We start from the raw sequence: 20,974 nt of genomic DNA, 5'->3' as shown, positions 1-20,974 counted from the left end.
TGTCGGCCGCGGCTGGCTGCGATAATGCGAGGGCTATTTGCAGACCTCATCACCGGGGGCCACGATTCGCACACTCCTCGTCTCACCGCAGCAGCGGGGTGCGTACGCCACCATCGGCGACGCGCTCGCCGCGGCCACCGACGACTCGGTGATCGCGGTGGCCCCGGGCACCTACGCGGAGGCCATCTTCGTCACCGGCAAGCGGCTGAAGCTGGTCAGCTCCGACCCGGCCGGCGGCGCCGTCACCCTCGACGCGACCGCGATCCCCTACCCGGCCGTCAGCGCCCGCAACGCCGCCCTCACCATCGAGGGCTTCACGCTGCTGTCCGCCGACGCGCCCGTGGTCACGGCCCGCGGGACGCAGCTCGCGCTGCACGGCTGCGACCTGACCGCGCGCTTCGGGCCCGGCGTCGACCTGGCCGGCGGCTCGATCGAGATGCGCAAGTGCACGGTCACCGGCGCGCAGTACGGCGTCGTCGTCGAGGACGCGCCCGGCACCATCGACGACTGTCAGATCAGCGAGGTCGCCGAGGACGGGATCATCGTGCGGATCGGGGCCGACCCGGTGATCACCGCGACGATCGTGCGCGGCTGCGGGCGGCGGGGCGTGTATGTGTACCAGTTCGGCAAGCCGACGATCGAGGGCTGCGAAGTCACGCAGACCGGCGACGCCGGGGTCGTCGTGGCCCACCAGAGCGCGCCGACGATCCGCCGCTCCAAGATCCACGACACGCAGGGCGTCGGCATCTCGGTCGCCCGCGGCTGCGGCGGCGCGATCGAGGAGTGCCAGATCGAGAACACCGGCGTCCCGGCCATCGACATCGCCGAGGGCGCGACCACCACGCTCGTCAGCGCCAAACCCGACGCGGCCCCGCTGTCGATCGGCGACGGCGCCCCGGCCGCCGGCGGTGACGCGGCCGCGGTGGAGGCGCTGCTGGGCGACCTGGAGACGATGGTCGGCCTGGCCGGCGTCAAGGACGAGGTCCGGGCCCTGATCGACGAGATCCAGGTCAACGAGTGGCGGCGCAGCGCCGGGCTGTCGGTCGGCGCGATGAGCCACCACCTGGTCTTCGCGGGCGCGCCCGGCACCGGCAAGACGACCGTCGCCCGCATCTACGGCAAGCTCCTGGCCGCGCTCGGGGTGCTGCCGAAGGGCGCGTTCAAGGAGGTCTCGCGGCGCGACCTGGTCGGGCAGTATCTCGGCCACACCGCCGAGAAGACGTCGGCCGCGTTCGAGGAGGCGCGCGGCGGGGTGCTGTTCATCGACGAGGCCTACACGCTGTCGCGGACCATGGGCTCCGGCGGCGACTTCGGCCAGGAGTCGATCGACACCCTCGTGAAGCTCATGGAGGACCACCGGCACGAGATCGCCGTGATCGCGGCCGGCTACACACACGAGATGGACGAGTTCATCTCGGCCAACCCGGGCCTCGCGTCGCGGTTCACCAAGACGATCGTCTTCGAGAACTACTCGCCGGAGGAGCTCGTGCGGATCGTGCGCCGCATGTGCGCCGCCGACGACTACGTCCTCGCCGACGACGTCGAGCCGGCGCTGCTGCGCCACTTCGCGGCCATCGAGCGCGACGCCAACTTCGGCAACGCCCGCGACGCCCGCAAACTCTTCGAGAGCATCCGCAAGGCGCAGGCCCAGCGGCTGCGGGTGCTCGGCCGCCGGCCCAGCCTCGACGAGCTGCGCATCCTGCACCGAGCCGACCTGGAGGCCGTCGTGGGGGCGGAGACGTCGTGAACGAGCCCGAGGAGTTCCGCGCGAGCTGGGCGCAGACGTGGCACAACTACGCCAAGCCGTTCATCGTGACCAACGTGCTGGTCGCGCTGCTGTGCTTCGTGATCGGTTACATCATCGCCGGCTACCCGGGCATGGTCCTGATGCCGGTGCTCGTGGTCGCCGGCATCACCTGGCTGCAGCGGATCGCGAGCCGCGGCCACGGGCTGCGGCTGTCCCCGACCGGCGTGGAGTTCCTCCGCCGCGACGGCGTGGTCGTGCGGATGCGCTGGCCCGACATCCAGGGCGTGGTCGTCATCAACCGCCGCTCGGGCACGGTCATCGCCCCGTGGGGCGCGGGCCGGGCCGCCGCGCAGGCCGGCGTCGACATGTTCGCCGACGCCAACACCGGACCGGGCGTCACCGGCGTCGGGGAGATCCTGAGCCCGGCCCAGGTCGACAAGCAGCGGCAGGCCGGGCCGGCCTGGGTGGCCCTGGCCGACCCGCAGACGGTGAACATGAGCCTGAGCATGATCGACCGCGGCTGGCCGGCCGGGCGGATCGGCGACTGGTTCCGCCGCTACCGCCCCGACCTGCTGCCCTGATCACGCTTGGCCGAGGGGCCGGCTCAGGCTCGGCCGCGGGGCCCGGCTCAGGCTCGGCCGACGGGGCCGTGACCAGGCCTGGCCGGCGGCCGCGCTCAGCTGGGGCGGCGCCCCCGCAGCGGCTGTGCCTCGACGCCCGGGAGGTTGACCTCCCAGAACTCGTTGTTGTTGAGGCCCTCCCAGGCCCGATACCCGAGCTCGGCCGGGCTCGCCAGCCCGTTCACGTCGCGCAGGTTGGCCACGGCACCCTCGGCGATCGCGCGGTACTCGGCGCTGGTCGGCGGATACGGCACGAGCCGATGCCACATGTAGCCCTTGGCCTCGTCGGGCGGCTGCCAGCCGTGCGACTCCAGGATGCGGCGGGTCTCCGGCGAGTCGACGCGGGTGACGTCCTCGTCGCCCAGCAGCTCCCCCGACACCTCGGCATAGAGCAGGTCGCGGCCCTGCGCGAACTCCGCCACCACCCACGGCCGGGTCTTCGAGCTGATGACGAGGACCATGCCGTCGCCGAGCTTGCCCAGCGCCGTCTTGAGGGCCGCGGCGAACTCCTCCCACGTCGGGGCCGGGGTCGGGGCCGTCATTCGTCGCCCTCCAGGTCGATGGTGCGCCACAGGTAGAAGGCGACGCCGAGGCCGCCGCGCATCAGCGTCAGCACCGACTCCCCGTAATACCACTTGAGGGCCGGGGAGCTGCCGCCCGACAGGCCGCCGGGCTCGCCGAGATGGGCGATGAGGGTGCGCCCGGCCATGGCGAACACGTCCTGCATGAAGTCCAGGTCGTCGTCGCTCGGCGGCCGCGACAGCTCGGCGTGGATCGGCACGGCCACGGTCTCGGCCGAGCCGTCGTCGGCCAGGGCCACGCTGGCCGGGCTGACACCGAGGCCGGCGTCGGCGAAGCGGGAATACGGGCTCGGGATGTCCAGCTGGGGATAGCCGAGCTCCTGCAACACGCGCTCGGGCTGCACCTTGCGCAGCAGCGGCGCCACGGTGAGTATCTTGCGGGCCAGCGCGACGATCTCGTCGCCGCTGAGCGTCCGCACGTCGGTCGCCATGCGCTCCACCTTAGCTACTGCGTCCAGTTCGTCGCCGCGCGCAGCGCCGGTTCGGGCGCGACCCCGCGGATCAGCGCGGTCAGCGCCTCGTCGATGTCACGGCCCAGAAACCGCTCATACTCCGGGTCGTCGCTCGCCGTGCCGATGCCGAGCTCCGGGTGCAGGACGATCTCGGCGCCCCACTGCGGCACCGAGCCGATCGGCAGCAGCGGCCCGCCCAGCCGGCGCTGCGCGGCCGCGATCCGCGCGGGGTCGCTCGGCTCGCCCTTCGGCAGCGTCAGGAAGCCCTTCACCCGCCAGTCGCGCACGTAGCCGTAGGCCGGCAGGGCCAGGTCGCCGAACTCGGTGAGGACGGCCCGGCGCTGCTTGTCCAGCGCGGGGTCGACATCGATCTCGCGGCCGGGCGTCCAGCCGACGGTCAGCAGGAAGTCGTGGACGTCGGGCGGCAGCCGGAACTGGATCGGCCCCTCCGGCTCGAACGGGCCCGGCAGGCGCGGCCGCAGCGCCTGGTGGGCCTGGCCGCACCGGTCCGCCCAGATGCGCTGCGGGTAGTGGCCGCTGCGGGCCATGAGGTCGAGCAGCTCCGCGGGCGGGGCGACGCCGTGGTGCTCCAGGTAGTACTCCAGCGCGAGGGGCCAGATCCACGTGCCGTCGGTACGGTATCCACGCGGTACCACCGGATCCGCCGTTGGATCGAAGACGTCCCGGCCCTTCGTGAGCGGGTCGCGGATGACCCAGGAACCGCTGCGCAGGTAGCGCAGAATCCGGGCGAAGCGCCGGGAGCTCTCGGCCGTCAGCTGCCCGGGGACCAGCTCGCCGCCGGTCTCCTCACCCAGCACGACGAACCGGAACGGCTCGTCGGACTCCTTGACGCTCACGCTGGCTCCCGGTCGAGGTCGGCGTGGGCGGTCTGCCAGTCGCGGTACCACTCCTCGAACCACCCGCGGCCGGCGGCGAGGGGGACGATGGTGGCGACCGTCTCGCGGTAGTAGGAGGCCCGCTTGGCCGGGCGCGGGTGCGTGCGCAGCCGCTGGACGTTGCTGAGCCGGTCGGCCAGCTTCACCGCGAGGGCGGCGTCGGGGGCGTCGCGCAGCCGCTCCAGGTACGCCGCCCGGTCCCCTTCCTTGGTGACCCACCCGACGAGCTCGGCGACCCGCGGGCCGAAGCGCTCGCGCACCTCGTCGAGGGTCGTCGGGGTGTCCTCGACGACGTCGTGCAGGACCGCCGCCCGCAGCACGTCCGGGTCGCGCGCACCGACCGCGGTGACGAGCACGTCGAGGGCCTCCAGCAGGTGCTCCAGGTAGGGCTCACCGGCCGGGCGGCGCTGGTCGCCGTGGCGCTCGGCGGCGAACTCGACCGCCTCGTCGAGCGCGGCCAGGGTCGCCGCCGGGAGTTCGCCGGCGTAGCGGGTCCGCAGCGCCGGCCAGCCCACGGAGCCGTCAAACGTGCGCAGCACCGCCGGCCCCTCCCCCCGGGTCGAAGGCCGTGGCATCCACCACCGGCGACGTGCCGGTGAGGTTGAGCGCGTGATCCCTGTGGTGCCAGGCAATGCCGCAGGTGTACCCGGACAAGGTCGCCGAGAACGTGACGTAGGACGTCGACTCCTCGGGCGCCGCGACCGTCCACCCGTTGGCCCGCAGCCAGCCGGAGATCGCCGCCAGCGCCTGGTTGGCCGTGGTGTCGGCGGGCGGGACGACGAGGTACTCGACGTCCATCCGGAACCGCTCCTCGGCCAGGTCGACGGAGGCCGCCCCGATCCGGTGGACCGACGGCTCCCGGGTCCGGCGCACCCGGCCCCCGGCCACGGCCGCGGCGGCCGTGGCGAGCTGGGTGTCGAGCCACGTCTTGGACTGCTCCAGCCAGTGGAACATGGCGTCGCGGCCGGCCGGGACCGGCTGGGCGGCGGGGCGGGGCCGCACCCCGATCGGCTCGCTGCCGTCGACGTGCCGGGCCCGCCACTGCGGCCAGGTCGGCAGCGGCGACCGCGGGGCGTCCGGAGGGGCCGAGGTCGTCTCGACCTCACCGATCAGCCGCAGGTCGCGCAGAGCCCGGTGGGCGGCCTCGACGTCGGCCCGCACACCCCGGTCCTCGGCGTAGTCGCGGCCGTCGACGACGAACACCGGCTTCACATCGTCGTACGCCTCCCCGATCCGGAAGATGTACAGCGTCTCGCGCTCGGTCATGGCGAGCTGTCCTCCAGCTGGTCCCGGGCGGCGGCTTCGCGGAACGCCCGGTGGACGGCCTGGGCGTCGGCGGCCGAGAGGGCGACGTAGGGCTTGTAGAGCGAGTTGTGCTCGATGTCGGCCGCGATCGACGCGCGCAGCGTGGTGAGCTGCAGCTCGAACGCGTACTTGTGGCCCTCGACCTCGATGCCGATGGTGAGCGGGATGACACGGTACTCGGGGCTCTTGGACTTGGGCGAGGCGTACATGTTGTCCACCTCCACGATCCGGCCGCCGTCGCCCACACCGAAGCGCTCGCGAATCAGCTCCAGCGCGTGCCACAGGCTCCTGGTGTCGGGCACGGTGATCCGCGCGCCGACCGCGTCGATGATATCGCCGACGCGATACCAGGGGCGGCCGGGCGCGTTCTCCCGGCCCTGCTGCATCCGGCTGACCTTGTCGAAGAGGCCCTCGGCGTCCTTGCCCCGGCTGTTGTAGTCGACCGGCCCGTCGGTGGCCCGCCGGACCTCGGCCGCGACCTCCTGCAGGGCCTGGTCGACCGCGGGCTTGAGCTTCTCCCGCAGCCGGTCCGCGTACTCCTCCACCAGGACCCGCTCTTCCGGGGTCGGGTGCGGGCCCACGGACAGGGCCGGGTCGGACGCCTTCATCTCCGCGACGTAGAGGTCCATCCGCTTGTACTCGGTGCCCTCGACGGTGACCTTGTTGACCCACTCCGGGACTTCGGCGTAGAGCGGCCCGCGGCCCGGGTTGTCCTCCAGGAACAGGTGCAGGTCGCCGCCGTAGCGGGCCAGGGCGTCACCCCGGGCCAGCTCCTCGATGTGCCGCAGCACGAGGTCGCGCACCTCCGGGTTGCGCAGGGAGTTGGTGACGTTGAGCGCGTGCGTGTCGTCGAGCAGCTTCTCCACCACGCCCGCCAGCTCCGGCGAGTGCGGCGCGATCCGCTCCTGGACCAGCTGGTGCGCCTCTAGAGTCGCCTGAGCAGGATCCGGCGCAGTTCGGGGTCCGACGGGATCATAGTGCGCGCCTCCTCCAGGATGCGCTCCGCCTCCGCCCGGGTGATCTCCCGGGACCCCGGCGGCGGAGTCGAGACCCATGATCGCCGCAAAGTCCTCAGCGAGATAAGCACCGCCCGGCTCGGGCCCGGCGCCGCCTCCAGAATCGTCACGTGGTCCGGTGTCGCGTGGAACGTGTACGCCACCGGTGGGGTCTCCTCCACCTTCAGCATCGCGCCCTCGGCCGCCGGGCTCGGTGTCGTGTGCTCCAGCACCAGGGTGATCCAGCCCTCGCGCCGGTCCCGCGGGCTCTCCGCCTCGATCGCCAGCACCGTCGCCCGGGCCCCGGTCCCATTGCCCAGCCTCATCCCCGGCTCGATGACGCCCCCCAGCGGAAAGCCCGAGATCATCAGCCCCCGGCCGGTCCAGTCGAAGACCTTCTCCACCTTGATGCGGATCACCCGCGCTCCCTTCGTGCTCGCGCAGCGTCGCGGCCAGCGTCTGGTGGTCGGCGAACGCGGCCGGGCCGAGCACCAGGACGCGGCCACCCTCCTCCGGCGGCCGGACCGCGGTGACACCCTGTTCGTCCAGGTACCGCAGCAGCGCCGGGTCCTCGGCCACCCGGATCTCCACACCGCGCAGGTCGATCCCCTCGGCGTGGGCGACCGCCTGCGCCGTCTCCGCGTCCGCGGGCACGGCCGGTTCGCGGTCGCCGGCGGGCAGCGCGGGCTCATGGGGCGGCGGGACGTCACCCGGCGGCGGGCCGCCGTCGTGCAGGCTGCCGGCGATCGGCGCCGGGTCCTCGTAGCCCTCGTAGCGCAGCCGGAGCTCGTACTGGCCGTAGTCGAGGTGGCGGAGCTCGACCACGTGGACCCGGGCGCCCGCGCCGAGCAGCGCATGGGACTCGGGGCCGAACTCGCCCTCGCGGCCGACCCAGGCGATGGCGGTACCCTTCGGCGCCTCCACGACCACCTGGACCCGGCCCTCGGAGATGTGCGCGCCGACCTCGCCGTCCAGATGCGTGAAGGCGTCCAGCCGCAGGTGCCCGTCGACCAGCCGCGGCAGCTCGTGCAGCTCGGTGATCCCGAAGTGGCGCAGCTCCACCTGGCCGTGCAGGCGCAGGTCGGTGACCGTCTCGCGCATCGCGTGCTGGATGCGGAAGGCATCCGCGCGATCCTGCGGGCCGCGGGCCTCGCCGGTGCGCAGATAGTGGTTGACACCGTCGCTCGACACGCCGGCGGTGTATCGCGAGAGCGCCCGCTCGTCCTCCGGCGACCGGCCGGCCGCGTGCTCACTGACCTGCTCGGCCGCGTGCTCCGGCGTCACCTCGGTGAACGCCGGGTGCTCCAGCTCGAAGTGCGGCTGATGGTTCGTGGCCAGGTCGAGCTCGGTGAGCCCCTCGTGGTAGGCGCGCCCCTCCGGCGAGTCGAGGAAGTCGTTGAGGATCCGTTCGTAGCGTGGCTGGCCGCCCGCTTCCACGACCGCGGCGTCGACGGCCCGGGCGGCCTCGCGGACGGTCACGCCGTGGGCCAGCCCGCCGGTGTGCTGATACGCGCGCCGGCGCAGGGTGTCGTACACCTCGCGGCCGGCCGGGTCCCGCTGGGAGTAGCCGAGCTCGGTGCGGACGGTGCGGGCCATCCCCTCGACGTCGTGCGGGTACGGCGGCCGGCCGTGGCGCTCGATCGCCGCGTCCCGGCGGGCCGCGAGCTCACCGGCCATGCGGGCGGCCGGCTCCCCGGTGAGCCCGGCCGCCGCCACGATCGCGGCGATGTGCTCGTCGGAGAGGTTGCGCAGCGAGCCGACCGCGTCGTTGCCGTTGCGCGGGCCCGGGATCGGCTCGCCGCTCGTGTCGTGCAGCGGCGGCTCCCCGGTCCGCTCGGCGAGCAGCCGGTCGAGCTCGGTCAGCACGTGGTCCGGGCGGGCCGGCGGGCGCGGCTCAGCGGCGGTGACCGGCTCCGGCACGTCCCGGCCGAGCTCGCCCATGATGCGGTCGCGCAGCTGGTCCGCACCCTGGAAGGCCAGGTCGGCGTCGCTGGTGGTGTGCGGGTTGCGGGCGAACTCGGGCAGCCCGGCGTCCGGGCCGTCGGGCCGGCGGGCCTGCAGGAAGTCGCGGACCGCGGCCCCGTCGACCTGGACGACCTCGCCGCTGCTCAGCCGCACCTCCACCATCGCCGACCGGCCGGTCGGGTCGGAGCCCTCGGTCATCTCGATGCGGTGGACGCCGGTGACGCCGTCGATCGCACCCGGCCGGTTGAGCTCGGCGACGGCGCGGTCGAAGGCCTCGGCGCCCCGGGCCATCGAGTGCTCGGTCGGCCCGTGCCCGCCCGACGCCTTGAACTGGGCCTCGCCCAGGTCGGCGCCGCGGGCCGCGAACGCGTCCCGGGCCGCGCCCACGTGGTCGGCGATCGGCCGGTAGTGGCCGCTGGCGTTGTCGACGCTGGTGATCCGGCCGTTCTCGACGTTCAGCGTGCCGGCCGCGTCGACCTTGCCGCCGGCGAACAGGCTGGAGTGGCGGGTGTTGTCGGCGCCGAACGGGTACGCGTGGATCTCCTGCGTGCGTGGGTCGACGGCGTAGATGTACTCGCCGTGCATCGGCAGGCCCTCGGCGTCGTACAGCCGCCCGTCCTCGATCCGGACCCGGATGCGGGCGATGTCCTCCGGCTCCGTGAAGTACGGCACCTTGGCCCGCCGGTCGCCCTCGATCGTCTCCCGCGGCAGCTCGATCGCGTGCGCCGGATCGTGCTGGCGCGGGCCCTCGACCGTGATCCGCGGCTCCGGCACCGGGTGCTCGGGGTCGGGCTGCGTGAACTCGATGCGGGTGTGCTCGATCAGCCGTGCGGTGGCCGCGTCGATGCCGTGCTCGGCGTGGATGACGATCCGCGGCGGCGCCCCGTCGACCCAGGTCCGCGGGTCGGCCGCGCCCTCCAGCAGGCCGCGCGCGTGCGCCTCGACGGCGTGCGGCTCGGCGCCGTGCCAGGTCATCGGCGGCGGCAGCTCGGCGTGCCAGACCCGGCCGGCCTCGCCGGTGTGGACGCCGTGCACGACCTCGGGGTCGTAGTGCCCGGACAGCGATCGCGGCGGCAGCTCGCCCCGGGCCGCGGCCTCCCGCTCGGCGATCAGGTCGAGCACCTTGAAGTTCGGGTTCAGCTTCCCCTGTTCGAAGTAGTTATGGCCCTCTTCGGGCTTCGTGCGCTGGATCTCGAACGTCTCGACCTCGGTCCGGCTGGTGCCCTCGAGCACGACGGGCTTGCCGGTCTGCGGGTCCCGGGGGAACGAATGCGGGTCGGCCGGGTCGATCTGCGGCGCCCGGTCCAGGCGCGTCGTGGTGACCTTGTGGTAGGCGACCTCGACCTCGCCGCTCCTGATCGCGTCGAGCAGGCCCGGGTGCTCGACGTACAACCGCAGCATGTTCGGGTCGTTCTCGAGCATCCATTTGAGGTACCAGCCGGTGCCCTGTTCGACGCGGCCGCCGATCTCGCGGACGTATCGCGAGCCGAGATCGCCGGAGCCGCCCTTGGCCTCCCAGATGTCGAGCCGGTTGTAGCCCCTCTGGTCCTCGACCCCGACCCGGGTCTCGTCGTAGCGCAGCGCGATGATGTCCAGCTCGTTGGGCTTGGCCGACTTCGGGTCGCCCTTCACCGTCACGTGCTCGGGCTCGACCACCACGCCTTCGTGCCGGCCGGTCGGAGTCATGGCCTCGTGGTGGGCCACCCCCAGGCCGGCGTGCATGGCGGCCTCACCGCTGGCCACGCGGACGCCGTTCATGTCCTTGTGGTACGCGTCGACGTTGGCCTTCAGCTCCCCGATGACCTCGTGGCCGCCCGGGTAGGCCCGCAGCTCGGCCATGGTCTTCTTGAGGGGCTCACCCGGCCGCAGGTCCGCGAGGTCCTTGCGCCCCGGGCCCATGACGTCGTTGACCTTCTTGAGCAGCTCCTTGCGCGCCTCGACGTGCCGGTCCGCGGCGTCGTGCTTGTCGTGGTACTCCTGCGAGGAGTCGTGTACCCCCTCGACCGGGTCCTTCGGCAGGGCCTCGGTGGGCCGGACCTCGTGCGGGACGGCCGGCCCGGTCTCGGCCTGAGCGAGCAGCTGCTGCCGCTCGGCCGTGTGCCAGTCGTCGATGAACGTGTGCTTGTCGCGGAGGTTGCCGGCCTCGATCCGATACGTGCCCTTCGGGTCGCCCGGGAGGTGGAGCTTGCCGTCCTCGATCCCCCGGTACATCTCGACCTTGACGGTCGTGCCGGTGTGCGCCACCTCGTCGTGCAGGTCGTAGGTGTTGAAGAAGTCGTTGCGGGTGTCCTCGCCGGCGATGTGCGGCCGCCCGCCCGCACCCTCGGTCGTCGCGTGCGCCCCCGGCCCGTGCCCGAGCGGCACCAGCGGGTCGCCGTGCGCGTTGACGGTGATGGACCAGACGCCCGCGACGTTGTCGTGGTACATCGGCCCGTGGTCGGAGATGATGCCGCGCTGCATGTCGACCCAGACGATGTCGCCGTGGATGTTCAGCGCGTTGAACGCGTGGCCCTCGCCGGTGTCGCCCCACTTGATGACGACGATCGAGCCGGAGCCGGGGCCGGCCTCGCGCAGCTGCCGCTCGACACCCTCGAAGCCGCGGGCGTCGTGGCCCTGCATCTCCCACTCGCCGCCGGTCCACCGCGAGATCCGGTCGGCCGCGCCGTGCTCACCACCGGCGTTCGGGTCGCGCATCGAGCCGGCGACGGTGGGCTCGCCGCGGTGGTTGGCCAGGGTGGCCATGGACACTTCGCCGCAGTTGTTGTTGCGGCCGGGCACCTTGTGGCCGCCGTCGTTGTACTCCTGCGCGAAGTCGCCCTTGCGGACGTCGGGCTGCTTGAGCGGGTTGCCGTGCTCGTCGCGGGGGAACTTGTCGTTGAGCGCCCGCACGTCCTTGTCGCTCGGGCCGCGCACCTCGGAGCTGCGGGTCTCGGCGACCGTCTGCTCGTCGACCCGGCCCAGCGTCTCCGGCGGCCGCTCGCCCGTCCCGGTCTCGTGCTCCCCCGGACGGTGCTCACCGGTCCCGGTCTCGTGCTCCCCCGGACGATGCTCGCCGGTCCCGGTCTCGTGTTCGCCGGTGCCCGTCTCGTGCTCGCCCGGGCGGGTGCCCGCCGGGCCGGTGTCGTGCTCGCCCGGGCGGGTGCCCGCCGGGCCGGTGTCGTGCTCGCCCGGGCGGGGGCCGGTCGGCTCGTGTGGGCCCGTTGTCGGGGCGTGGGCGCTCTCGTTGGGGTCGATCGAGTGGAGGCCGAAGTCCTCGATGAACGGGCCGCAGGAGTCACACGGCGGCGCGTACTCGCCGTGCTCCTGATACTTGCCGTCGCCGACCCAGTGCGTGCCCACGACGCCGTCGCGCATCTGCTCGCGGGCCCACGCCGGGAAGTCACCGCCCGGCTCGCCCGCCTCCCGCCACTGCGCCTCCAGCTCGAACAGCTTGTCGGAGACCAGCACCACCTCGGCGCACTTGCCGTGGTTGATGCCGAGGCGCTGCTCGGGGTCGCGGGCGGCGGCGGCCTTGATGTCGTCGAGGACCCGCTTCGCCTCCGGGTGGACGTCCAGATGCGTCGTCGACCCGTCGGGGTGCTTCATCGGCCGCGCGCTGGTGTGGCTGCGGATCGTCGGCTCGTCGGGCGTCAGCATCGCCCCGGCCACCCGGACCCGGTTCTTCTCCCCGATCTTGTCGGTCTGCTGCTGGTCGCGCACGGCGTCGGCGAGGTCGCGGGCCGAACGGTCGGTGGCGGCCTTGGCCTCGGGGCTGCCGGGCTCGCCCTCGAAGTGCCGCGGCGGCCCTTCGTAGCTGCGCGTGCCGTCCGCGGTCCGGGTCGACGACGGCTTCGACGCGGGCGGCTCCTCGCTCCCGCCGCCTCCCGGCCGGTCCCCGGGCGGCGGTGGCGGGTTGTCGTCGCCCCCGCCGGGCCCGTGGTCGCGCTCGCCACCGGGCCCGTGGTCCCGCGGCGGCGCCGTGTCGGTCCCGTGACCGCCGCGCTCCCCCGGCCCCGCCCCCTCGTGCACCGAGACGGGCCGGGTCTGCACCCCGCCGGGCTCGCCGCCGCCGATCCGCACGGGCATGTCATCGAGCCGCGGCATGGGCACGAACACGGCGACCGGCTCCTCGGCCGCCCGGTGCCGCCCGCTGCCGTCACGCTCATTGGACCCGCCGTCGCGGCCCGGCTGTCCACTGTGGTCACCGGTCCGGCCGTCGGCGTGGTCACCGGGCCGGCCGTTGGTGTGCTCGCCGGGCTGCGTGGTGTGGTCACCGGCGTGCACCGGCTGTCCACTGTGGTCACCGGGCCGCGCGCCGTTCTCGCCGGGCCGCGCGCCGGTCTCGCCGGTCTGCACGTGCTCGCCGGGCCGCGCTCCCGTTTCTGTCGTCGGCACGTGGTCGGCGGGCCGCGCGCCGCTCTCACCGGTTCGCTCCGGCGCGCGGAACGAGCCGTTGGTCTGGTTCTGCTCGCGCGTGCGACCGCCGTCCGTCGTGCGCGCCCCGTCGTTGCCGCGGTCGCCACGGGCCCCTTCACCGGTCCGCGGGCCGTCGTTCGTCCTGGCTCCGTCCCCGGTCCGGCCTTCGTTACCCCGTCCGGTCCCTTCCGTGCCGCGCCCGGTGCTCTCGCTGCCCCGGCCCGTGCCTTCGCCGCCGCGCCCGGTTCCTTCTGTGCCACGGCCAGTTGTTTCGGTGCCGCGGCCGGTGCCTTCCGTGGTGCGGGCTCCGGTGTCGGTGGCCCGGGTTCCGGCCTCGGTGGTGCGGGGTCCCGTGTCGGTGGTGCGGGCGCCTTCCGCCCCGCCCGCCGGTCGATCGGTACCCACGACCGCCGCGGGATGTTCGGCCACCGGCCCGGGCTGGCCCTCGCGCCCGTGCGCGCCGGTCGTCTCGTTCTGACCGTGCGCGCCGGTGCCGGTCTCGGTCCCGGTGTGGGCGCCGGTGCCGGTCTCGGTGTGCGCGCCCGGTCCGGCCTCCGCGTGCACGCCGGTGTTGGCCCCGGCCTGCACGGTCGACTCCGTCGTGACGTGCACGCCACCGTCCGACCCGCTCGATCCGGTCCCGGTCTCACCGGCCCGCTGGACGACCGGGTCGCCGCCGCCCTGCTGAGTGACCGGGTCGCCGCCGGAGTGCTGGGTGACGGGGTCGCCGCTGCCGGTGTTGACGCCCGTGTCGCCGGTCTGTGTGCCGCCGGTCTCGCCGGTGTTGTGCGCGCCCGCGCCGGTGTTGGTGTCGACGGGCGCGGCGACGGAGCCGCCGGCCGCGTTGTCGGACGTCGGGGCCAGCGACTGCCCGTCGCCCGGAGTGTAGTCGGACCCGGTGACATCAGACCCGGACCGGTCACCGGACGTGACGAGCCCGTCGCCGCCGGTGCCGGTGTCGAGGCCGGTGATGCTCGGGTCGCCGGAGAGTCCCTCGGGGCCGGCCGTGTCGATGCCACGCGCGCCGGTCTCGCCCGCGCCGGCCGCCGGGTTGCCGTCGACCTGTGGGGTCTCGACGCCGTGGGCGCCGCCCTTCGGGGTGCGGATGGCACCGATGCCGCCCATCGTGCCGCCCATCGCGGCGCCGCCGACGAACGTCTTCCAGGTGATGCCGTGCGTGATGTTGCTCCAGCTCCAGTCACCACTCATGAAGCCGGTGGTGAGCATCATCGACGCCGGCATGATCAGGGTGTTGGCCGCGCCGTGCACCGCGGTGTTGGCGGCGACCCGGGGCCAGCGGCTCTTGATCGGCAGGTGGACGAAGTTGAGCGGGAAGGTCAGCGCGCCGGTGATGGCGCCGGCGACGAGGCTGTGCATCAGGGAGTCGGTGTCGAGCTCCTTGCGGTGGCCCTCCGCGATCTGGATCTCCTGGGCCAGCCAGTCCGTGCCGACCGACAGCACGATGTTCTGCACCTCGTGAATGACGAACTTCACGAAGAGCTTGCGGATCATGCCCTTGCCCACCCACGCGATGAGCCGCTGGAGCACCCGGCCGGCGATCGTGCGGGCGGTGGCGACCGCGGCCCCGGCCGCCGCCTCCGAGCCACCGAAGGTGAACGCGGCCAGGATCTGGCAGATGATCACCGTGATCAGCGTGATGACCAGGGTGATGACCAGGACGAGCTTGGCGTACTCGATCTCCATGGCGGCGTTCTCGGCCGCCGCGGAGTAGTTCAGGGCGATGTCGGTGATCTGGGCCAGGCCGTTGTTGGGGCCGACGGCGAGCGCGTTCCAGTAGGTGTTGAACGCCTCACCGGCGTCGCCGCCCCATGCCTGCGACACCTGCATCGCGACCGTGTCGGCGTTGTTGAGCAGCCCGTTGAGCTCGGTGCCCAGCTCCTGCCAGGCGTGCGCGAGGTCGCGCAGATGGTCCTCGTTGCCGTCCGGCCACGCGGAACCCGCCCCGATGAAGCAGACCGCATCCATGATCCAGTCAAAGGGGTGAAGGTCGGGCTTCTCAATGGCCAACTTGGACGACTCCCCGTATCAACCCCGAAGGGGTCGCGCTAGCACTTGTGCCATGTCACCGTTTGAACCACTGCGCGGTGAGGTCGTCGACGTCGACGACACCCTGCACGCCCTCGCGGATCTGCTCGCCCAGCTTCGACAGCGCGACGACCATGCTCTCGCCGCCCTCGAGCACGCTGGTGCAGGGCGGGTGGGCCCCGTCCATGTAGCTCTTGTTGAAGTTCTTGCCGGGCTCGTCGTTGCCCCACGGCTGCGAGCCGTTGAGGTGCTCGATGCGGGCCCGAAGGGTGTGCCACTTCTTCAGCATCGTGTCGCCGATGTTGGTCAGCTGCCCGGCTCCGCTGAGCGCCTGCGTGGGGTTGACCGCGGTGCTCTCCGCCTCCGTCATCGCTCCTCCTGCTCCCCGGCACACGCCGTACCCATATCAACGTCCACGAATTTTACGGCGAATCCGTTCATCACCGCTCCCCGCCAAGCCGTCCGGCGTTGCACCGGTCCCGTCGCACGGCGAACGCGTTCATCGCCGCTCGCCGCTCGCCGCCCAGCCGCCCGGCGTCGCACCGGCCCCGTCGCACGACGAATCCGTTCATCGCCGCTCGCCGCCGGCTGTCCGGCGTCGCATCGGTCCAGCTGCACGGCGAATCCGTTCATCGCCGCTCTCCGCCCGGCCGGTCGGCGTCGCGCCGGTCCTGGTCCTCGGTCAGCAGGCCCAGCTCGGAGTCGAGTTTGTGGGTCATGCCCTGCAGGTCGAACGCGAGGTGGGCCTGGACGTCCGACTCCGCCATGAACGGCTTGCAGGCGTCGGTGACCTGCTGCATCGCGTCGGCCGAGGCGGCCTGGATGGCCTTGGTGATGGACTGGGCGAGCTGCCGCGAGTCGGGCCGGCGGTAGACGCGCGCGTCGATGTCGAGGCGGATGAGCTGGCCGCGCGGCCCGACGACGGCGGTGATGAAGCCGTCGTCCGACTTCGCCGTGGCCGTGATGGTCTGGAGCTTCTGCTGCAGCGTCGCCATGCCGCCGCGCATCCGATCGAGCTCACCCAGCAGCTCGTCTGCGCGCCCTCGGAGCGCACGGTTGTCCATGGTGCCCTCCCCGTCGCAAGCCGTCCAACCGTACGATACTCAACAGTGGCAATGTGCCACCAGTGCGAATCGATCCGGCAGAGGGGCTCCGACGTGCAGCGTAAGCGTTGGTTCGCCGCCATCGCCGCGCTCGCCGCCGCCGCTTCGTCGCTCGCCGTGCCCGCCCCGTCGCAGGCCGCCCCACCCCCGGCCGGCGTGTGCAACAACCCCGCGAAACCGGGCGAAGTGGTCAAGGAGACCCCTTGGCCCCAGCAGACCTTCGCCATCGACCGGGTCTGGCCGACGACGACCGGCGCCGGCCTCACGGTCGCCGTCATCGACTCCGGCGTCGACGGCGCCCACCCGCAGCTCGCGGGCCAGGTGCTGCCCGGCTTCGACTTCCTGCGCAACGCCGCCGGCGCCGACTTCGACTGCACTTCCCACGGCACCGCGGTGGCCAGCCTCATCGCGGCCAAACACGCCAACGGCGTCGGCTTCGAGGGCCTCGCGCCGGGCGTGCGCATCCTGCCGATCCGCGTCTCCGACCACGAGGAAGGCACCAACGGCGAGGCCGTGACGCCGGACGTGTTCGCCAAGGCGATCAGGTACGCGGCCGACCAGAACGCCCGCATCATCAACATCTCGCTCAGCCTCGACGCCGACTACCCCGCGGTCGCGCAGGCCGTCGACTACGCGACGAACGTCAAGGGCGCCCTCATCGTCGCCGCGGTCGGCAACCACCACGCGACCACCGAGGCGACCCCACCCCCGATCGGCGCCAACCGCCCCGCGATCCCGAGCGACCCCCCGTCCTACCCGGCGGCCTACAAGGACGTCCTGGGCGTGGCCGGCATCAACCAGGACGGCACCCGGGTCGACGAGTCCCAGGTCGGCAACTACGTCGACATCACGGCCCCCGGCAACCTGGTCCTGGCCGCGACCCGCGACCACGGCCACCAGTACTACAAGGGCACCAGCTTCGCGGCCCCCCTCGTGAGCGCGGCCGCCGCTCTGGTGTGGACATCCCAGCCATCCTTGAAAAACACCGACGTGGCCTGGCGACTGCAGGTCACCGCCGACCGGATGGCCGGCGCGGGCCGCAGCAACGAGTTCGGCTACGGCCTGATCGACCCGTTCCGCGCGGTCTACGAATCGGTCCCGAGAAACACGGGAGCCACCCCCGCCCCAATCCCAGCGGCCGCGAAGGACCCAGCCGCCGAGGCCCGCCTGGCCCGCTGGCAGACCGCGGGCCAGATAGCCGCCCTGGCCGGCGCGGCCATCCTGGTAGCCGCCCTGATCATCTTCGCGATGCGCACCGCCGTCCGCCGGGGCCGAGCCCGCAACTGGCGCCCCGGCGAGGTCCGAGCGGTGCAACGCCCACAACGCGACCCGGACATCGAACCGGAAGACGTCTTCTTCGCCATCCCCACCCGCAACCGGTCCGACTGACCACGCTCCGTAAGCAGTTTGGCACCGCTGCACGCACGCGCTTTAATACGAAATTTCGGATAAGTCCGGACACGGAGTGTTTGGACTTATCTGCCAAAACGCTGCGGTGCCTTGGTCCACGCACCCGCGACCTCGAAGCTGCGTGGCCACGCCGGTCAGAACCGGTATGACCGTTGACCCACGCACGCACGGGCCTCGGAGCTGCATGGCCACGCCGGCCAGGACCGGGATGGACCGTTGATCCACGCACGCGCGGCCTCGGAGCTGCATGGCCACGCCGGCCAGGACCGCCATGACCGTTGACCCACGCACGCGCGGCCCCGGAGGTTCCCGGCACAGGGCCGTTAGGCGCTGCAGGCGCCGCAGATTCCCTCGGACCGTTATCCCTGGGCGCCGCTGGCGCCCGAGCTTGAACCAACAACGAATCACAATCCAGCTTTTCTCGCCGCAGGCGCCCACGAATCGTTACCACCGATCGATGACCACCGCGGACCCGCCGGCTTCTGCACGGACCGCAACCAACAAACCGCGACCAGACTACGGTCGCGCCCACGCCACTCCGGTAGTTCCCATCGGCCGAGCGCACCGTTTTGGTGCCCCTCCGAGCGGCACCGCAGAATGTGACGCCCGCGCGGCGCCACTACCGGATAGTGTGGGCGCGACCGTAGTTTGGTTGCGGTATCGGTGGCCGGGGTCCGTCGTTTGCTGCCGGGTCCGTCGTGGTCACTATTCGGTGGTAACGATTCGTGGCGCCTGCGGCGAGAAAAGCAGATTTCGGTTCGTGATAATTGCGGCTTGCGCGCCTGGCGGCGGCATTTCTTTGGTGTCGTTGCTGCTGCTGCGGCGGCGGCGGCGCGGGCGGTGCGTCGTTGGTGGCGGTTTCGGCGGGGGCAGGGGCGGCGGTGGTTGAGGGCTCGGAGGGCCGCTTGGGCTGCCCGGCATGCTTCGGCTTCGCAACCGGTTGAGCTGCTGACGCTGGGACCCGCTCGGCCGGGCTGACCGGTTGAGCTGCCGACGCTGAGATCTGCTCGGTTTCGTCGACCGATCGGGCTCGCAACGCTGGGACCTGCTCAATGCGGCTCACCGGTTGGATAGGCGGCGCTGAGACCGGCCCGATTCGGCTCAGCGGTCGGGCCAGCGGCGTTGCGAGTTGCTGGCGATCGTTCGCGGCCGCCGTCGCCGCCGTCGCCGCCGTCGCCGTCGCCGCGGTCGCCGCCGTGGTCTTCGCCGCTGCCGTGGTCACCGCCGTCGCCGTGGTCGTGGTCACCGCAGTCGCCACCGCCGTGGTCGCCGCCGTGGTCGCCGCCGTCGCCGTCGTCGCCGTAGTCGCCGTCACCGCCGTGGTCACCGCCGTCGCCGTGGTCACCGCCGTGGCCGTCGACGCCGTTGCCATTGTTGTGGTCGCCGCGGCCGTTTCGCGGGCTGCCGCGATTCGGCGCTCTTTCTCGGCGTGCCGCTGCGTCAATCCCCACGCGCGATGCCTCGCGTGTTCCAAGCGAAACTGCTCGCTCCGCAGAGAATAGTTGCGCCGCCGAGCGCAATCGCGCATCGACGCCAATTCTGCCCTACCGAATAAACTCAACTGCCCCGCCACACACAACATTCTCCCAAACCCAACATAAGCCCAGCGTAAGCAAGATCGGCTCACGCTCGGCGGCGGGTGAAAAGCGTTGTGCCCCCGCTGCCTGGGCGGCGGGGGCACAAAGGTGGATCGGGTTCAGGTCAGGCGGTGCGGCCGATCGCCGGGCCCGAGTCCGACGGGCGGGCCGGGGTGTTGGGGGTGTCGATGACGCCGTTGCTCTGGTGGTGGCGTTCGACCGCCCACAGCTCGTCCTCCCCCGCCTCGACGTCGTGGTCGTAGTCGGAGTGCTGGTCGCGGCGCTGCGACGGGGGGCGGGCGTTGGGGCCCCACGGGGACTCGCCCGGGCCGCCGCGGCCGCGTAGGGCCGGGGCGCGGCCCTCGCCCTCGGGGACGTGGCCGGCCGGGTTCTTCATGCCGCCGCGGCCTTCCAGCGCGGGGCGGCTCGCCTGGCGGTTGAAGGCTTCCTGCTCCTCGATCGGCAGGCCCGGTGCGCGGCGGCCGCTGAGGTTTTCGCCGGGGGCGCCGCCGCGGCCGGTGCCACGAGGGCCCTGGGGCATGCCGTTGCCGCGGCCGCCCAGGCGCTCGTTCTCGGGGCCGACGTGGCCGGACGGGCCTCGGCGGCCGCCGAGGCGGGGTGGCATCGGGCTGCGGGGGGAGCCGGAGCGCGGCATCTCCTCGGACAGGTCCGGGCCGTGCACGCCGCCGGGCAGGCGGCCCTTCGCGCCGCGCAGGTTGGGGTTGCCGCGGCCGGGCGGCATCGGCGGGCGGGCGCCGCCGCCGGGCGGGCGCATGCCGGAGAGGTTGGGGCGGCCCGGGAGTTGCGGGCGCATGCCGCCGGGGTTGTTCTGGCCCAGGCGCTGCGCCATCTCGGCCGGGTCGAGGCCGGCCAGGCCGCTGGTCGAGCGGAAGTTGGGGCCGCCGGGGAAGCCCGGCATTCCCGGCAGACCAGGCATACCGGACGGCACGACACCCTGGCCCGGCGCGGGCGGCAGGTGCAGCTCGGGCAGCGGCATCACCGGCGGGGCGACGGCGCCACCGGCCAGGGTCAGCTGGTGGTCCGGGTCGTAGCCGGGCACGCCGAGGCCGGCCAGCTGGGACTGCAGCTGGGAGTTGGCGTTCGGCGGGGTGATATTGGGGATCGACGGCGGGTTGAGAATCGGCGGCGGCGGGATGCTGCCGCCGGGGCCGCCGGGGTGGATCGTCGGCGCGACGGCCACGACCGCGTTCGTCGGGCCCTTGTACTTCGAGCCGTGGGTCAGGAACGTGAAGTAGACGTTGAGATAGGTGTCCGCGAGATCCTTCACGAACGGCTTGATCTGCTCGGTGTAATGCTTGATCAGCCGCTTCTTGCGGTCGTCTTCCTTCTCCTTCACCGGGACCGCACCGGCCTTGCCGCCACCGACGTACGTCGTCTTCACGTCGGAGCCGGAGACGCTGCCCGGGTGGTTGATGGCCTGGACATACTCGTTCCAGACATTCAAAGCCTTGGCCTGGTTGTACTTGATCGTGCTCGCGATCACGTCGAGGCCGGTCGCGTTGGTGGTGGCGACCTCCTTCCACTCGTCGATCGACGAGAGCGACGCGCCGATCTCACGCAGGAACACCTTGGCCGCGTCCGAGTTCCACTTGGTGGACAGCTCGTCGGTGTAGCGCTTGAGATTGCGCCCGGTGTTGTCCAGCAGCGTGTGGATGCGCCGCCACGAGTCGGCCATGGCCGTCGCCCGCGCGTCGGAGTCGACCTGGATCCACGGCCACATCAGCTCGATGGTCGTGGTCTCCGCGTCCCACTCGGTGGGGTTGTAGTCGACGATCTGATTGGACGAGCTGTAGTTGTCGTACTGCGAGACACTCGGGGGAAGCGTGTACTTCACGTACCCGTAGTACTGGTCCTCATTACC

Annotated in this window: 12 protein-coding genes and 1 pseudogene; 4 read left to right on the top strand and 9 right to left on the bottom strand. The window is 72.5% G+C overall.

All coding sequences use genetic code 11. From position 1 onward, the window contains the following. Positions 1-37 precede the first annotated feature (37 nt). Positions 38-1,747 (top strand): right-handed parallel beta-helix repeat-containing protein, encoded by a 1,710-nt coding sequence (locus ACIA8L_RS04615; RefSeq protein WP_395900358.1) that lies wholly within the window; start codon positions 38-40, stop codon positions 1,745-1,747. Continuing rightward, positions 1,744-2,328, top strand: coding sequence for a hypothetical protein (locus ACIA8L_RS04610; protein WP_395900356.1), 585 nt, complete (start codon positions 1,744-1,746; stop codon positions 2,326-2,328). The genes ACIA8L_RS04615 and ACIA8L_RS04610 overlap by 4 nt, the downstream gene beginning before the upstream one ends. A gap of 95 nt (positions 2,329-2,423) precedes the next feature. Here ACIA8L_RS04610 and ACIA8L_RS04605 read toward each other — a convergent pair whose 3' ends face one another. The 8 genes from ACIA8L_RS04605 to ACIA8L_RS04570 all read right to left on the bottom strand — a co-directional run bounded on the left by ACIA8L_RS04605 (position 2,424) and on the right by ACIA8L_RS04570 (position 16,066). Continuing rightward, positions 2,424-2,909 (bottom strand): TY-Chap domain-containing protein, encoded by a 486-nt coding sequence (locus ACIA8L_RS04605; RefSeq protein ID WP_395900354.1) that lies wholly within the window; start codon positions 2,907-2,909, stop codon positions 2,424-2,426. Further along, positions 2,906-3,379, bottom strand: coding sequence for a DUF6301 family protein (locus ACIA8L_RS04600; protein ID WP_395900352.1), 474 nt, complete (start codon positions 3,377-3,379; stop codon positions 2,906-2,908). The genes ACIA8L_RS04605 and ACIA8L_RS04600 overlap by 4 nt, the downstream gene beginning before the upstream one ends. 14 nt (positions 3,380-3,393) lie before the next feature. Then, on the bottom strand, positions 3,394-4,257 hold the full coding sequence (locus ACIA8L_RS04595; RefSeq protein WP_395900350.1) for an SUKH-3 domain-containing protein: 864 nt from the start codon (positions 4,255-4,257) through the stop codon (positions 3,394-3,396). After that, positions 4,254-4,835, bottom strand: a complete 582-nt coding sequence (locus tag ACIA8L_RS04590; RefSeq protein ID WP_395900348.1) for an HD domain-containing protein — start codon at positions 4,833-4,835, stop codon at positions 4,254-4,256. The genes ACIA8L_RS04595 and ACIA8L_RS04590 overlap by 4 nt, the downstream gene beginning before the upstream one ends. Then, on the bottom strand, positions 4,819-5,562 hold the full coding sequence (locus tag ACIA8L_RS04585; protein ID WP_395900347.1) for a hypothetical protein: 744 nt from the start codon (positions 5,560-5,562) through the stop codon (positions 4,819-4,821). The genes ACIA8L_RS04590 and ACIA8L_RS04585 overlap by 17 nt, the downstream gene beginning before the upstream one ends. Further along, positions 5,559-14,942 carry a toxin glutamine deamidase domain-containing protein gene (locus ACIA8L_RS04580; protein ID WP_395900345.1) on the bottom strand — a complete coding sequence of 3,128 codons (9,384 nt, stop codon included), beginning with the start codon at positions 14,940-14,942 and terminating at the stop codon, positions 5,559-5,561. Before ACIA8L_RS04580 ends, ACIA8L_RS04585 begins: the two co-directional genes overlap by 4 nt. Positions 14,943-15,039: 97 nt before the next feature. Then, positions 15,040-15,372, bottom strand: a complete 333-nt coding sequence (locus tag ACIA8L_RS04575; RefSeq protein ID WP_395900343.1) for a hypothetical protein — start codon at positions 15,370-15,372, stop codon at positions 15,040-15,042. A gap of 259 nt (positions 15,373-15,631) precedes the next feature. Next, positions 15,632-16,066, bottom strand: coding sequence for a YbaB/EbfC family nucleoid-associated protein (locus ACIA8L_RS04570; RefSeq protein WP_395900342.1), 435 nt, complete (start codon positions 16,064-16,066; stop codon positions 15,632-15,634). Positions 16,067-16,159: 93 nt separating this feature from the next. Here ACIA8L_RS04570 and mycP point away from each other — a divergent pair, with 93 nt between their 5' ends. Further along, positions 16,160-17,494: a type VII secretion-associated serine protease mycosin gene (mycP, locus tag ACIA8L_RS04565; protein ID WP_395900340.1), complete on the top strand. Its 1,335-nt coding sequence runs from the start codon at positions 16,160-16,162 to the stop codon at positions 17,492-17,494. Between the two features lie 1,235 nt (positions 17,495-18,729). Then, on the top strand, positions 18,730-19,017 hold the full coding sequence (locus tag ACIA8L_RS04560; RefSeq protein WP_395900338.1) for a hypothetical protein: 288 nt from the start codon (positions 18,730-18,732) through the stop codon (positions 19,015-19,017). 199 nt (positions 19,018-19,216) lie between these two features. Here the strand turns inward: ACIA8L_RS04560 and ACIA8L_RS04555 are convergent. Beyond that, a pseudogene (locus ACIA8L_RS04555) lies at positions 19,217-20,974 on the bottom strand (hypothetical protein); the annotation flags it as partial.

The organism is Dactylosporangium sp. NPDC051541, from assembly GCF_044454505.1.
Taxonomy (GTDB): domain Bacteria; phylum Actinomycetota; class Actinomycetes; order Mycobacteriales; family Micromonosporaceae; genus Dactylosporangium.
The sequence above is the reverse complement of the archived record's forward strand: the minus strand, read 5'-3'. Positions and strand labels throughout refer to the sequence as shown.

Coding starts and splice junctions, on each gene's coding strand:
- ACIA8L_RS04580 (WP_395900345.1), bottom strand. CDS start 14,942: ATGGATGCGGTCTGCTTCATCGGGGCGGGTTCCGCGTGGCCGGACGGC.
- ACIA8L_RS04570 (WP_395900342.1), bottom strand. CDS start 16,066: ATGGACAACCGTGCGCTCCGAGGGCGCGCAGACGAGCTGCTGGGTGAG.
- ACIA8L_RS04575 (WP_395900343.1), bottom strand. CDS start 15,372: ATGACGGAGGCGGAGAGCACCGCGGTCAACCCCACGCAGGCGCTCAGC.
- ACIA8L_RS04600 (WP_395900352.1), bottom strand. CDS start 3,379: ATGGCGACCGACGTGCGGACGCTCAGCGGCGACGAGATCGTCGCGCTG.
- ACIA8L_RS04605 (WP_395900354.1), bottom strand. CDS start 2,909: ATGACGGCCCCGACCCCGGCCCCGACGTGGGAGGAGTTCGCCGCGGCC.
- ACIA8L_RS04585 (WP_395900347.1), bottom strand. CDS start 5,562: ATGACCGAGCGCGAGACGCTGTACATCTTCCGGATCGGGGAGGCGTAC.